Raw genomic sequence first — 13,633 nt, 5'->3', positions numbered from 1 at the left:
ACAACGACGGCAACCGGCCCGAAGTATCCTAGCAGCAAGCAATCGTTGCACGTAGGCAACAGCGTCTCTTCCCCGAACCGTAATCGCACCGTGCGCGCCTGCGTTCACGTAATATCGACCCCATGCTTTGCAATGGATGGGGCGCCAACTTGGATGAATGCATAAGGATGGACACGACGCGGTGCTGCCCAAGCCTTGCGCGGCGCGCCTGGCGCTGCTGCGCATTGCTCTGGCTGGCCTGTCTGGTCCTGAGCGGACAGGCCGTGGCGCTCGATCCCGACAAAGCCCTCCACCATTTCGTGCGCACCAGCTGGTCGATCCAGAACGGCTTACCGCAGATCAGCGTGCAAGCCGTCACCCAGGATCAGCAGGGCTATATCTGGGTTGCAACCCAGAACGGCCTGGCGCGCTTCGACGGCGTGCGCTTCACCACCTATTCGCCCGAAAACCAGCCGGGCCTGGCCGGCGTGTGGATCCGCAGCCTGATGGCCGACAGCGCCGGGCGCGTCTGGATCGGCACCTACAAGGGCCTGACCGTCTACGAAAACGGCATGTTCCGCATCATCCCCGCGGCCGATACGGCCCAGTTCCCCATGCTCGACATCCACGCCGTGGCCGAAGACCAGGGCCGGCTGGTGGTGGCCACCACCAGTGGCGTGTTCGACTACGAGGGCGGCAAGCTGGTGCATCGTTCCGGCAGCCCGGCACCGGCCACCGCCCTGCTCAAGAGCGCGGACGGCATCTGGATCGGCGGCACCGGCGGCATGTTCCACAGCAAAGGCAAACACACCGAACTGATTGCGCTGCCGGCCGGCCTGCGCCATGGCGTGGTCACGCGGCTGGCCGAGGCGCAAGGCAAAATCTGGGCCGGCACCAGCGTCGGCCTGTTTGCCCGCAACGGCGGCGTGCTGGAAGCGGCGGGCACCGAGCCCATCCTGCAAGACTCGCCGACCACCATGCTGTACCAGGACAGCGACCGCAATTTGTGGGTGGCCAGCAACGCCGGCATGGCGCGCATCCGCAATGGCAAGACCACCGAAGTCATTCCCGACAAGAACCCGGCCGCCTTCAAGGGCGTTCTGGCCGCCTTTGAAGACCGCGAGCGCAACCTGTGGCTGGGCAGCCAGTGGCAGGGCCTGGTACGCCTGTGGAACGGCTCGACCCGGCGCCTGGCCGCGGCGGAAGGCTTGACCGAACCGATCGTCTGGTCGCTGGCGCGCGCGCCGGACGGGCGCACCTGGGTCGGCACCAGCGACGGCTTGAGCGTGTTCAGCGAGGGGCGCTTCCGCCATGTGCTGTCGGGCAGCCAGCTGCCGCATCCGCATGCCTACAACCTGCTGGCCGACGCCGACCGCGTCTGGATCGGCACGCGGCGCGGGCTGGCGCTGTGGCGCGACGGAAAAGTCGAGACGCCCGCCCTGTTCGCGCCCATGGCCGCGGCGCAGATCAACGGCATCGTGCGCGACCGCGCCGGCGCGCTCTGGTTTCCGACCAGCGAGGGCGTGTTCCGGCTGGCCGGCACCACGCTGACCAAATACGGCAAGGACGAGGGCCTGCGCGACGTGCGTGCGCGCCAGATGCGCGAACTCAAGGACGGGCGCATGCTGGTCGCCACCCAGGATGGCTTGTACGAACTGCGCGCGGAGCGCATGGTGCAGATTGGCCTGGAGAGCGGCTTGCGGTCCGGGATGGACATTACCGCCATCACCGAGCTGAAAGACGGCGCGCTGGTGCTCGGCACGCTGACAGAGGAAATCTACCTGTTCAACGGGCGCCGCTGGCACAAGTTCGGCAACGCCGAGGGTTTTCCGCCGAACGCGCCGTTCTTCCTCACGGAGGATGCGGCCGGGTATCTGTGGTCGGCCGGCCTGCGCGGCATCCTGCGCGCCCCGCTGGCCGAGATGCGCCGGGTTCAGAACGGCCAGAGCAAAACCGTCTTCGCCGAAATGCTCCTGAACGAGCGCGGCGACCGGCGCAGCGGCGAACAGGGATTCTGCTGCAACGGCGCCGGCAATTCCAAGGGCTTCATGGACCCGGCGGGCACGCTGTGGCTGCCCAGCCGCGATGGCGTGGTCACGCTCGACACCATGGGCATGACCAAGAACATGACGGCGCCGACGGCGGTGATCGAACGCGTGCGCGTGCTCGATACCTGGCGCGACGTCCGCCAGGGCCAGGGCGGCGCCCTGCGCATGCGCGAAGATGCGCGTGACCTGGCATTCGAATTCACCGCCCTGAGCTTCCAGGACCCGGCCAGCGTGGTGCTGCGCTACCGCCTGCACGGCTACGACAAGGACTGGCGCGAGCTGCAGGCGGGCGCGCCGCGCTCGGTCAACTACACCAACCTGCCGCCCGGCTCCTATACGTTCGAGGTCAAGGCCAGCAACAACGCCGACGTCTGGAACAAGCTGCCGGCGCGCCTGGACTTCATCATCGCGCCGCATTTCTACGAGACCAGCTGGTTTTACGGCCTGCTGCTGGCCTGCTTGGGCGGCACCGTGTACGGGGGCTTTCGCCTGCAGCGCCATTCCCATGAAAAGCAGCGCGCGGCACTGGAGCAGCAGGTGGCCGAACGCACCGAGCAGCTGCACGTGGCCAACCGCGCGCTCGAACTGGCCAGCCAGACCGACCCGCTCACGGGGCTGCACAACCGGCGCTACCTGAGCAACCAGATCCCGGCCGACCTGGCGTTCTACGAGCGCGAAAACAAGCGCACCGGATCGAGCGACAACACGCTGCTGTTCGCGCTGGTCGACATCGACCACTTCAAGCGCATCAACGACACCTATGGCCACCGCGCGGGCGACCGCGTGCTGCAGCAGGTCTCGGACGTGCTGCGCGCCCAGGTGCGGGTGGGCGACTATATCGTGCGCTGGGGCGGCGAAGAATTCCTGCTGGTGTGCCGGCCCAGCACGCGCCAGTTCGTGCCGGTGCTGGGCGAGCGTATCCGGCGCGCGGTCGCCAACCACGTCTTCGACCTGGGCGACGGCATCGAGGTGTCGCTGAGCTGTTCGGTGGGGCTGGCCGAGAGCGGCCTGTATCTGGACGACAGCAAGGGCGTCAGCTGGGAACACCTGGTGGAACTGGCCGACGCCGCGCTGTACTGGGTCAAGGCGAATGGCCGCAACGGCTGGAGCGCACTGCGGCCCAAGCCCGATGCCGACAACCAGGAGCTGATCGAAAAGCTGCACCTGGGCGCGCAGGCGATGCTCGACACCGGCCGTGCCACCCTGATCAGTTCGAGCGACCAGCTCACGCCCGCGCACGCGGCGCTGGCGGAGTCGAACGACCCGGCGTGAGCAAGGTGATCGCCTGGTCGGCGGCGACGCGAGCCGATGCGGCGTTCAGAATTTCAGGATGTCGCCATCGGCCGGAATGCGCACGCGGTCCCCGATACCGTGTTGCTTGACATGTTCCCTGAGTTCTTTCCGGCTCAGCGTCATGTGGTTGATGGCATCCATATGCGTGGCAATAATGGTCGCGTTCGGCATGAGCTGGTAGGCGTGAAGCACATCGTCCTTGCCCATGATGATGGACCCGCTGTAGCCGACCATGCGGGCGTCGCCGGCATTGAGGATGATGATCTCGGGCTTGAATTTTTCCAGCGTCTGGTCAACCTCGGCACGCCATACGGTGTCACCGACGACGTAAAGTGTTTTCGCCCCAGGCGCCTGGAAGACAATCCCCATCGCCTCGCCGAGGGCTTCGGCGATCGGTGCCTTGGCGTACATCTCGCTGGTTCCGTGCTTGCCGCCGGTCCTGGTCAACCGCACGCCTTCGAACACGGTGTCATCTCCAAGGATGCGGACATCGGTGAAGCCCTGTCCACGAATCAGTTTCGCATCGGCTTCATGCTGTACGAACAGAGGCATCGTTTTAGGAATGAACTGGTGAGCGCCGCCGTCCCAATGGTCGAGGTGAGTATGACTGACAATCACCGCGTCGACGCCCTTCATGATCGCTTGCACCGGGATCGGCAGGTCGACCAGCGGGTTGCGCAGCTGGCTGTTGAACGTTCCCGCGAAGCCGGGGTAGGTGCCCTTCTTTGCCAGGAACGGGTCGACCAGGAAAGTCTTGCCTGCATAGCTGATCTTTGCGGTGGCGTTACGGATTTGCTGCACCTGCACCATTTGCGTGGCCGCCGCCGAGGCGCCGCCGGCGGCTGCGTGGGCCGGTACGATTGCCGTGCCAAGGGTCAAAGCGAGGGCGATCACTAGGGTTTTTACTCGTTGCATTTTGCTGCTCCATGGATGTGGTGTTCGGAAGGAGTATTGTGGACGCATCGCCTTCCCTATAAAATTGACCCACAAGCCATTTATCGGCACTTTCGGGCCACCCTCTTCCCTTCTGCTCATCATGACCACCAAAACGCCCGTCGTCGCCCTGATCGCCTATCCCAACTTCAGCCCGTTCCACTTCGCCGTGCCTTATCTGGTATTCAACGCGGAGTTGCCTGAAGGACGTCTGTTCGACCTGAAGATCGTCTCGGCGGGCGCCCGGCCGTTAACCGCCGAACGCGCACTGACTCTGCATCCGGATGGCGGACTGGAGCTGACGGAAGCGGCCGATATCCTGGTGGTGCCCGGCTGGGACGACTTGAACGCGCATCCGGAACCGGATCTGGTTGCGGCAATGGCGCGCGCCCATGCGCGAGGCGCCCATGTGGTCGGACTTTGCTACGGTGCGTATGCGCTCGCTTATGCTGGGTTGCTCGACGGCAAACGCGCCTCGACGCATTGGATGGCAGAGAAGGATTTCAGCGCCCGTTTTCCGCGCGTGCAGCTTGACATGAATGCCCTGTATGTCGACGAGGACAGGCTGATCACCTCCGCAGGCACGGGCGCCGGGCTCGACTGTTGCCTGTATATCGTGCGCGAATATTACGGTCCTAAAACAGCCAATAAAGTCGCCAGGACCATGGTGATCCCGCCCCACCGGGAGGGTGGGCAAGCGCAGTTCATCGAGCAACCCATGGCGGTATCGACCCAGGATGCGCAAGTCAATCGTCTTCTCGATTATTTGCGCGAACACCTCGGCCAGTCGCATAGTATTGATCAACTGGCGGCACGAACGTCGATGAGCCGGCGCACCTTCACGCGTCACTTCAGCAAGGCCACCGGCATGACGCTGGTCGACTGGCTGGTGAACGAACGCTTGCAGCGAAGTCGCGACCTGCTGGAGACGACGTCGCTGTCAGTCGAGAAAATCTCCGATCTTGCGGGGTTTCAGACGGCTATCTCACTGCGGCAACACTTCAAGAAGCGTTTTCAAGTCAGCCCGAGGGATTGGCGCAGGACCTTCGGACAGAAAACGGCGGCAGAGCCGGGCTGAGTACTTAAACGCGCACCGTCCCATCGATCACGGTGCGCGAGCGGCCACCGATCCACGGCTCGCCATCGACGTACCTGACCGCGATGCGGCCGTCGCACGCCACGCTGGCGCCCTGGCGCGCGCTGTAGGCGCTGCTCGTTTCGCCGCCATCGGGAAAACCCTGCGCCTGCAGCACGCGTGCGATGCAGGCATTGGCGCTGCCGGTGACCGGATCTTCGACCAGCGCGCCGTGCTTGGTAAACAGCGCCCTGACTTCGTAATCGGCCGGCCCGTCGGCGTCATGCGGGCCGTAGAGCGCCACGCCGGTCACGCCCAGGCGCGTCAGTTCCTGCAGCGCGGCGCCGTCGACGCGCGCATCGAGGCACGCTTGCGCGCTCGCCAAACGCACCACCAGCCACGCAATGCCCATCGTGGCGATCAGCGGCGTGCATTCGGCGTCAACTGTGGTCCCTGGTAGCACCCGCGCCAGCAATGGCAGGTGCTGCAGTGCGAGCGGCACCAGGCTGGCCGCGGGCGAGCGGAACGCCAGCATGCCGGCGGCGCCAAGTTCGATCGGCACCAGCCCCACGCCGCACTCCTGCACCAGCGTGCCGGCGCGGCGCGGCACCAGGCCCGCTTCGAGCAAGGCGTGCGCCGTGCCCAGCGTCGGATGGCCGGCGAAGGGAAACTCGGTATCGGGAGAGAAAATGCGGACGCGGTAATCGGCCTGCGCGTCGCGCGGCGTGAGCACGAACGTGGTTTCGGACAGGTTGGTCCAGCGCGCCATGGCTTGCATATCGGCGTCGGACAGGCCGTCGGCATCGAGCACGACGGCCAGTGGATTGCCCTTGAACGCGACGCTGGTGAAAACATCCACCTGCTTGAAGCGGCGCGCCACGCCCCGGGGCACGTTCAAATCAGTCTTCCTGGACCGCTTCGGCCGGCCAGTCGCGGATGTAGGCCTTGAGCATGCGGTTCTCGAAGCTCTGCGCTTCCAGCACCGCGCGCGCGACGTCGTAGAACGAAATGACGCCGAGCAGGGTTTTCGCGTTCATCACCGGCAGGTAGCGCGCGTGCTTTTCGAGCATCATGCGGCGCACTTCATTGACCTCGGTGTCGGGGGTGACGGTGATCGGATGATCGTCCATGTGCTTGCGCACCGTGCCCGCGCCGACCGCGCCGTTGTTCTTGTGCAGCACCTTGATCACTTCGCGGAAGGTCAGCATGCCGACCAGATCGCCGAACTCCATGACCACCAGCGAACCGATGTCCTTTTCAGCCATGGTGTTGACGGCGTCCACGAGCAGCATCTCGGGCGTTGCGGTGTACAGGATGTTGCCCTTCACTTGAAGGATTTCTGAGACTTTCATGGTGGCCGCCTTCTCTGGTGAGGTTATAAGTAGGTGTCTTTTATAAGCCCTAGCTCCGACTGTAGCGTAAGCTTGGCAAAAAATCCAGCATTGCGAATAATCAGGACACCGCCGAAAGCGCCCGATTGGCATTTGCACTATTTTAGCGAGCAAACCACGCTTTTGTGCAAGGCATGCGTGCTACGATTCGGCCCATCCTTTTTCTAACTGATGAGCCCACCATGAGCGGACCTCAATATCCCGGCTTCGACACCCTGTCGCTGCACGCCGGCGCTGCGCCCGACCCGGCCACCGGCGCGCGCGCCACTCCCGTCTATTTCACGTCCTCGTTCGCGTTCAAGGACTCGGACCACGCGGCGTCGCTGTTCAATATGGAACGCGCCGGCCATGTGTATTCGCGTATCTCGAACCCGACCAACGCGGTGCTCGAAGAGCGCATCGCCGCGCTCGAAGGCGGCGTGGCCGGCATCGCCACCGCCAGCGGCCAGGCCGCCATGCATCTGGGGCTGGTGACGATCGCCGGCGCCGGCTCGCACATCGTCGCCTCGCGCGCGCTGTACGGCGGCTCGCAGAACCTGCTGGCCTACACGCTCAAGCGCTTCGGCATCGAGACCACGTTTGTCGACCCGCGCGACGCCGACGCCTGGCGCGCCGCGATCCGTCCCAACACCAAGGTGCTGTTCGCCGAAACGCTGGGCAATCCGGGGCTGGACGTGCTCGACATCGCCACCGTCTCGGCCATCGCGCACGACCAGCATCTGCCGCTGATGATGGATTCGACCTTCACCACGCCTTACCTGCTGCGCCCGTTCGACCATGGCGCCGACCTGGTGTTCCACTCGGCCACCAAGTTCCTGTGCGGGCACGGCACCGCCATCGGCGGCCTGCTGGTCGACGGCGGCACCTTCGACTGGCAGAGCGCCTACGACAAGACCGGGCGTTTCGCCGAATTGTGCGAGCCGTACGAAGGCTTTCACGGCATGGTATTTGCCGAAGAGTCGACCGTGGCGCCGTTTTCGCTGCGCGCGCGGCGCGAGGGCTTGCGCGATTTCGGCGCGGTGATGAGCCCCCACAACGCGTTCGCCGTGCTGCAGGGGATCGAGACGCTCAGCCTGCGCATGGACCGCCACGTGGCCAACACGCGCAAGGTGGTCGAATTCCTGCTGTCCAATCCCGCGGTGGAGTCGGTGTCGTATCCGGAACTGGAATCGCATCCCGATTACGCACTGGCCAAGCGCCTGCTGCCCAAGGGCTGCGGCGCGGTGTTCTCGTTCAGCCTGAAAGGCGACCGCGCCGCCGGCCGGCGTTTTGTCGACGCGCTCAAGATCTTCTCGCACCTGGCCAACGTGGGCGACGCCAAGTCGCTGGTGATTCACCCCGCCTCCACCACCCACTTCCGCGTGCCGACCGAACAACTGGCCGCATCCGGCATCAAGGAAGGCACGATGCGCCTGTCGATCGGCCTGGAAGACGTGGACGACCTGATCGAAGACCTGGCGCGCGGCCTGAAACTGTCGCAGAAGGGAGCCTGACATGATCTGCACCCTTCCCGGCTTCGACGCCTACTGCTACACCGGCGGCAAGGTCTTTAATCCGGCCCAGCCGACCATCGTGTTCATCCACGGCGCCCAGAACGACCATTCGGTGTGGGCCCTGCAGTCGCGCTATTTCGCGCACCACGGGTTCAACGTGCTGGCGGCGGACCTGCCCGGCCACGGTCGCAGCAAGGGCGCGGCCCTGCACAGCGTGGAAGAAATGGCGGCCTGGCTGCTGGCGGTGCTCGATGCCGTCGGCGTCGAACGCGCCGTGCTGGCGGGCCACAGCATGGGCTCCCTGATCGCGCTGGAAGCTGCGTTCCAGGCGCCCGGGCGGGTCAGCCATCTGGCCCTGCTCGGCACTACCTACCCGATGAAGGTGTCGGACGCGCTGCTGGACACGGCCAAAAACAAGGAGCAGGCCGCGATCGACATGGTGAACATCTTCTCGCATTCGTCGCTGGCGCAAAAACCGTCCTGTCCCGGACCGGGGTTTTACACCATGGGCGGCGCGCGGCGGCTGATGCAGCGCATGTCGGCCATCAATCCGGACCAGTTGTTCTACACCGATTTTTACGCCTGCAACGCCTACGCCAACGGCCTGGCCGCGGCGGAAACGGTGCGCTGCCCGACCCTGTTCATCTTCGGCAGCAAGGACATGATGACGCCGCCGCGCTCGACAAAACTGCTGACGGGAGCGATCGCCCATGGCAAAATTGTCAACGTGGATGCCGGCCACCAGCTGATGGCCGAGCAGCCCGACGCGGTGCTGGACGCGCTGTTCGGGTTCGCCACCACGCCCGCGTAAATCCGCCAGGAGAGCCGCATGTCGACCCGCCACGCCAGCTTTGCCGAGTTTTATCCTTACTACCTGACGCAGCACGCGACCGTGCTGTGCCGGCGGGCGCATTTTCTTGGCAGCTCGTCGGCGCTGGCGGCGCTGGTGCAGTATGTGGACAGCATGAATCCGTGGTGGATCGTGGCGGCGCTGGTGTCGGGCTACGGCGGCGCCTGGATCGGGCATTTTTTCTATGAAAAGAACCGGCCGGCCTCGTTCTCGCGGCCGCTGTATTCGTTCATGGGCGACTGGGTGATGTACTGGCAGATGCTGACCGGGAAGCTGAGCTGGTAGGAGCCCATATATGGCCGCTTTATTGCTGAGTTTCCTTTTGATGCCTCACCGACAAAATTGTGACCTCACCTTGATTGTGACGATAGCAAGCGATGTAGCCGGTATTGCCGAAGGATATAAGCAACTCATAGTAACTCTCCGGCATGTGCGGTATCGGACGTCCGATTCCCGGCTACTCGCTTAGCACCTGGATGGGCCTGAGGATCGCTACGATGGAGCGCTTTCGCATCAGCAATCATCCTCACTTGTGACACTCCGGCGCGGGAAGCTCTGCTTCGCCCCCCCACGTCTCAAGCCAGGCGATTACTCCCTGCGCAGCGCGAAATCTGGACAGACAGGAATACATCCCGCCTGTCAGGCACGCGCCGCAGGCGCCAGCGGCGCCGCAAAATGCTGCGCCAGGGTCTGGTTCAACCCATCCTCGACCGCGCACTCGACCTGGCGCGCCAGCGCGCTGCCGTCGAGCGTCATCGGCGAGTTCCTGTCGAGCTCGGTGTCCCTGTCGAGGTCGATAGCCACGGCCGCCTCGATCGCGGTGCGCCCGAACACGAACAAACGGTACACGTCGGCCAGGCGCAGCTTGTCCACATTGACCAGCAAGACCCAGTTCTCGGCGCTTTCGATGGCGCGCTTGCCCCAGCGCGAGCGCGTCGTCACATTCGCCTGCACCCGCCCGACCCAGCCCACGGCCAGCATCTGTTCGAGCAAGGTGGTCATTTCATCGTAGCCGATGCGCGTATGCGCGCGAATCGCGGCGGAAGACACCAGCGCCGTATCGCTCACCTGGGCGCGGCCGTACAGCACCTTGAGGATCGCCATGGCATCGACGAACGCGCCGCCGGGCACCGGCTCATACCACCAGCGTTCGTACTTGACGATCGGCAGCGCCGCGGTCAGCAAGGCGCCGACCAGGGTGATCATCCACGACAGGTAAATCCACACCAAAAACAGCGGCAGCGCCGCCAGCGCGCCGTAAATGATCGCGTAGGTGGGAAACTGGCTGACGAACATGGCGAACAGACGCTTGGCGACTTCGAAGGCGACCGCCGCCACCAGACCGCCCCAGACCGCGTCGCGCCAGTCGACGAAGCGGTTCGGTACCGTCATGTAGAGCAGCGTGTAGGCGCCGGTGGTCAGCCCGATCGACGCCGCCGTGTAAAACAGGGTACTCAAAAACGGCAGATTGCTGGTCAGCGCGCTGGTGGCCATGAACAGTTGCGAAGTCGCCGTCAGCGACAGCCCGAACAGCAGCGGTCCGAGCGTCACCAGCGCCCAGTAAATCGTCACGCGCTGGGCCAGCGGACGGACTTCGCGCACGCGCCAGATCTGGTTGAAGGCGCGCTCGATCATGTTCATCATGGCCGCCGACGTGAGCACCAGCGCGATCGCGCCAACCGCCGACAGGCTCTTGGCCTTGCTGGCGAACTGGGTCAGGTTGCCGGTGATGGTGTTGGCGATGGCCCTGGGCATCAGGGTCTGGGCGAAATACGCTTCCAGTGCCACCCGGAAATTACTAAAGACGGGAAAGGTCGTGAAAATGGCCAGCACGATGGTCAAGAGCGGTACCAGCGCGAGCGTGGTGGTGAACGTGAGGCTGCCTGCCACCTGGGGCAATTTTTCTTCGTTGAGGCGGCGCCGCGCGAAGCGAAGCAGGTCGCGCGCTTCGCTCCAGGTCAGGCCACGCACCATATCGACGCTGCTATTGATCATTTCGCTGGTGGATCGGGAAATCGAATGGACTGTTTTTGAAAGCATGTATCGTGAAAAACGCGTGAAAAACGCGCCGGCAGCGCCGATGTAACCCTGTAAAGCGCCCTATAATACCAACGATGAACCAAACCAATCCGATTATTCTCGTTTTGTACTACTCGCGCCATGGCGCCACGCGCAAGCTGGCCGAACTCATTGCCCAGGGTATCGAGAGCGTCCCCGGAGTCGATGCGCGCCTGCGCACCGTGCCCGCCGTCTCCACCGTGACCGAGGCCACCGAACCGGCCATTCCGCCGGCCGGCGCCCCCTATGTGGAAGCCCAGGACCTGGCCGAGTGCGCCGGTCTGGCGCTCGGCTCGCCTACGCGTTTCGGCAACATGGCGTCAAGCCTTAAATATTTCCTCGACGGTACGGCCGCCGAGTGGCTGGCCGGCACCCTGTCGGGCAAGCCGGCGGTCGTGTTCACCTCCACCGGCAGCCTGCACGGCGGCCAGGAATCGACCCTGCTGTCGATGATGATCCCGCTGCTGCACCATGGCATGATGATCATGGGCCTCCCTTACAGCAACCCGGAACTGATGACCACCACCAGCGGCGGCACGCCCTACGGCCCGACGCACTGGGCCGGCGTCGACGGCAACAAGCCGGTCAGCGAGGATGAAAAACGCCTCGCCATCGCCATGGGCCGCCGCCTGGCGCAAACCGCCGCCCGCCTGCACGGAGTTTCCTGATGCAAGCGCCCAAGTACTTTCACATCGGCGCCATCGCCAGCCTGGTGGTGCTGATCGCCTGGCTGCTGGCCTGGGAAATCGTGGTTGCGCCCCTGCGCCCCGGCAGCTGGATCCTGGCGCTCAAGGTCCTGCCCCTGCTCATTCCCCTGGGCGGCGTGATCAAGCGCGACATTTACACCCTGCAATGGTCGTCGATGGTGATCCTGCTCTACTTCACCGAGGGCGTGGTGCGCGCCTGGAGCGACAAGCTGCCCGTATCGCGCATGATGGCGATGGGCGAAATCGTGCTTGTGTTCGTCTATTTCGCCTGCGCGCTGCTGTACCTGCGTCCGTACAAGAAAGCGGCGAAAAAGATGGCCAAGGAGTTGCTCGACAAGGTGAACTCGACCAAATCGACGAAGTGACTGCCTTGAATCACCCCGACTCCGGCACCGGCTTCCTGGAGCGCTGCCGCGCCATTGCCGGCCCGGCCCACGTGCTCACCAGCGACGCCGACATGGCGCCCTTCCTCACCGACTGGCGCGGGCGCTTCACCGGACGCGCGCTGGCGGTGCTGCGTCCGGCCGACCCTGGCCAGGTGGCGCAGCTGGTGCAAGCCTGCGCCGCGCACCGCGTGCCGCTGGTGCCGCAGGGCGGTAAAACCGGCCTGGTGCTGGGCAGCGTGCCCGACGCCAGCGGCAGCGCCGTGGTGCTGTCGCTGGCGCGCCTGAACCGGGTGCGCGCGCTCGACCCGGTCAACCGCACCATCACGGTCGACGCCGGCTGCATCCTGCAAACCATCCAGGAAGCGGCCGCGGCCGTCGGCTGCCTGTTTCCCCTCTCGCTCGCGGCCGAAGGCAGCTGCAGCATCGGCGGCAACCTGTCGACCAATGCCGGCGGCACCGCAGTGCTGCGCTACGGCAACACGCGCGAACTGTGCCTGGGCCTGGAAGTGGTCACCGCCCAGGGCGAACTGTGGAACGGCCTGCGCGCCCTGCGCAAGGACAACACCGGCTACGACTTGCGCGACCTGTTCATCGGCGCCGAAGGCACCTTGGGCGTGATCACCGGCGCCGTGCTGCGCCTGTTCCCGCAACCGAAGGCATCGATCACGGCCCTGGTCGCCATTGCGGCGCCGCGCCAGGCGCTCGAGCTCCTGAGCCTGGCCCAGGACCGCTGCGGCGCCAGCCTGACCGGCTTCGAGCTGATGTCGGACTTTTGCCTGCGCCTGGTCGGCACCCACTTCCCCAGCCTGACGCAGCCCTTCGTCACGCGCCACGCCCAGTACGTGCTGCTGGAACTGTCGAGCAGCGAATCGGAAGAACACGCCGTCGGCCTGCTGGAAGAAACCATTGCCGACGCCATCGCCCAGGATATCGCCGACGACGCCGTGGTGGCTACCTCGGTGGCCCAGTCGCTGGCCCTGTGGCAGCTGCGCGAACACACTCCGCTGGCGCAGGCGGCGGCCGGCAAGAACATCAAGCATGACATCGCCCTGCCGGTCTCGTGCATCGCCGACTTCATCGACAGCACCGACGCCAGGGTGCTGGCGGCCTATCCCGGGTGCCAGCTGGTCTGCTTCGGCCATGTGGGCGACGGCAACCTGCACTACAACGTGGCGCCGCCGCCCGGCACCGCGCACGAGGACTTCCTGGCGCACCAGGACGCGATCAACCGCATCGTGCACGACAGCGTAGCCTCGTACGCCGGCTCGATTTCGGCCGAGCATGGCATTGGCGCCCTCAAACGAGACGAGCTCAAGCGATATAAGACGGATGTGGAACTGAACATGATGCGTGCCATCAAAGCGGCGCTCGACCCGCTCGGCATTATGAACCCTGGAAAAATCCTGTGAATCCGGAGCGA

13 protein-coding genes are annotated in these 13,633 nt (G+C 64.8%); 8 read left to right on the top strand and 5 right to left on the bottom strand.

The window, feature by feature from the left end; all coding sequences use genetic code 11:
- The first annotated feature begins 167 nt into the window (after window positions 1–167).
- Window positions 168–3,299 carry a ligand-binding sensor domain-containing diguanylate cyclase gene (locus tag RBA40_RS13110; RefSeq protein WP_306648294.1) on the top strand — a complete coding sequence of 1,044 codons (3,132 nt, stop codon included), beginning with the start codon at window positions 168–170 and terminating at the stop codon, window positions 3,297–3,299.
- Between the two features lie 45 nt (window positions 3,300–3,344).
- On the opposite strand, the gene RBA40_RS13105 is transcribed toward RBA40_RS13110, so the two are convergent.
- Window positions 3,345–4,235 carry an MBL fold metallo-hydrolase gene (locus RBA40_RS13105; protein WP_306648293.1) on the bottom strand — a complete coding sequence of 297 codons (891 nt, stop codon included), beginning with the start codon at window positions 4,233–4,235 and terminating at the stop codon, window positions 3,345–3,347.
- Between the two features lie 121 nt (window positions 4,236–4,356).
- Here RBA40_RS13105 and RBA40_RS13100 point away from each other — a divergent pair, with 121 nt between their 5' ends.
- The gene (locus RBA40_RS13100; protein WP_306648292.1) at window positions 4,357–5,331 is read left to right on the top strand and encodes a GlxA family transcriptional regulator; all 975 of its coding nucleotides are present in this window, start codon (window positions 4,357–4,359) and stop codon (window positions 5,329–5,331) included.
- A gap of 4 nt (window positions 5,332–5,335) precedes the next feature.
- On the opposite strand, the gene RBA40_RS13095 is transcribed toward RBA40_RS13100, so the two are convergent.
- Both RBA40_RS13095 and RBA40_RS13090 read right to left on the bottom strand, forming a co-directional pair.
- Window positions 5,336–6,226, bottom strand: coding sequence for a PhzF family protein (locus RBA40_RS13095; protein WP_306648291.1), 891 nt, complete (start codon window positions 6,224–6,226; stop codon window positions 5,336–5,338).
- A 1-nt stretch (window position 6,227) separates the two neighbouring features.
- Complete coding sequence (locus RBA40_RS13090; RefSeq protein WP_099879471.1) at window positions 6,228–6,680, bottom strand: CBS domain-containing protein; 453 nt, start codon at window positions 6,678–6,680, stop codon at window positions 6,228–6,230.
- Between the two features lie 221 nt (window positions 6,681–6,901).
- On the opposite strand from RBA40_RS13090, the gene RBA40_RS13085 reads away from it, so the two are divergent.
- From RBA40_RS13085 to RBA40_RS13075, 3 genes are read left to right on the top strand one after another with little or no spacing between them, the layout of a single operon-like run.
- Complete coding sequence (locus RBA40_RS13085; protein ID WP_306648290.1) at window positions 6,902–8,212, top strand: O-acetylhomoserine aminocarboxypropyltransferase; 1,311 nt, start codon at window positions 6,902–6,904, stop codon at window positions 8,210–8,212.
- Window position 8,213: 1 nt separating this feature from the next.
- Window positions 8,214–9,023, top strand: a complete 810-nt coding sequence (locus RBA40_RS13080; protein ID WP_306648289.1) for an alpha/beta fold hydrolase — start codon at window positions 8,214–8,216, stop codon at window positions 9,021–9,023.
- Between the two features lie 18 nt (window positions 9,024–9,041).
- Window positions 9,042–9,347 carry an Mpo1-like protein gene (locus RBA40_RS13075; RefSeq protein ID WP_306648288.1) on the top strand — a complete coding sequence of 102 codons (306 nt, stop codon included), beginning with the start codon at window positions 9,042–9,044 and terminating at the stop codon, window positions 9,345–9,347.
- A 241-nt stretch (window positions 9,348–9,588) separates the two neighbouring features.
- On the opposite strand, the gene RBA40_RS33740 is transcribed toward RBA40_RS13075, so the two are convergent.
- Both RBA40_RS33740 and RBA40_RS13070 read right to left on the bottom strand, forming a co-directional pair.
- Window positions 9,589–9,693 (bottom strand): hypothetical protein, encoded by a 105-nt coding sequence (locus RBA40_RS33740; RefSeq protein WP_510184483.1) that lies wholly within the window; start codon window positions 9,691–9,693, stop codon window positions 9,589–9,591.
- Between the two features lie 8 nt (window positions 9,694–9,701).
- The gene (locus RBA40_RS13070; RefSeq protein ID WP_306648287.1) at window positions 9,702–11,057 is read right to left on the bottom strand and encodes a YihY family inner membrane protein; all 1,356 of its coding nucleotides are present in this window, start codon (window positions 11,055–11,057) and stop codon (window positions 9,702–9,704) included.
- Window positions 11,058–11,176: 119 nt separating this feature from the next.
- On the opposite strand from RBA40_RS13070, the gene wrbA reads away from it, so the two are divergent.
- From wrbA to RBA40_RS13055, 3 genes are read left to right on the top strand one after another with little or no spacing between them, the layout of a single operon-like run.
- Entirely contained in the window at window positions 11,177–11,788 is a 612-nt protein-coding gene (gene wrbA / locus RBA40_RS13065) for an NAD(P)H:quinone oxidoreductase (RefSeq protein ID WP_306648286.1), read from the top strand.
- Entirely contained in the window at window positions 11,788–12,192 is a 405-nt protein-coding gene (locus RBA40_RS13060; protein ID WP_099879486.1) for a DUF2069 domain-containing protein, read from the top strand. The genes wrbA and RBA40_RS13060 overlap by 1 nt, the downstream gene beginning before the upstream one ends.
- Complete coding sequence (locus tag RBA40_RS13055) at window positions 12,189–13,622, top strand: FAD-binding oxidoreductase (protein ID WP_374710489.1); 1,434 nt, start codon at window positions 12,189–12,191, stop codon at window positions 13,620–13,622. The genes RBA40_RS13060 and RBA40_RS13055 overlap by 4 nt, the downstream gene beginning before the upstream one ends.
- The last annotated feature ends 11 nt before the right edge of the window (window positions 13,623–13,633 follow it).

Origin of the sequence: Massilia pseudoviolaceinigra (genome assembly GCF_030846505.1) — a bacterium.
GTDB lineage: Bacteria > Pseudomonadota > Gammaproteobacteria > Burkholderiales > Burkholderiaceae_D > Telluria_A > Telluria_A violaceinigra.
The sequence above is the reverse complement of the archived record's forward strand: the minus strand, read 5'-3'. Positions and strand labels throughout refer to the sequence as shown.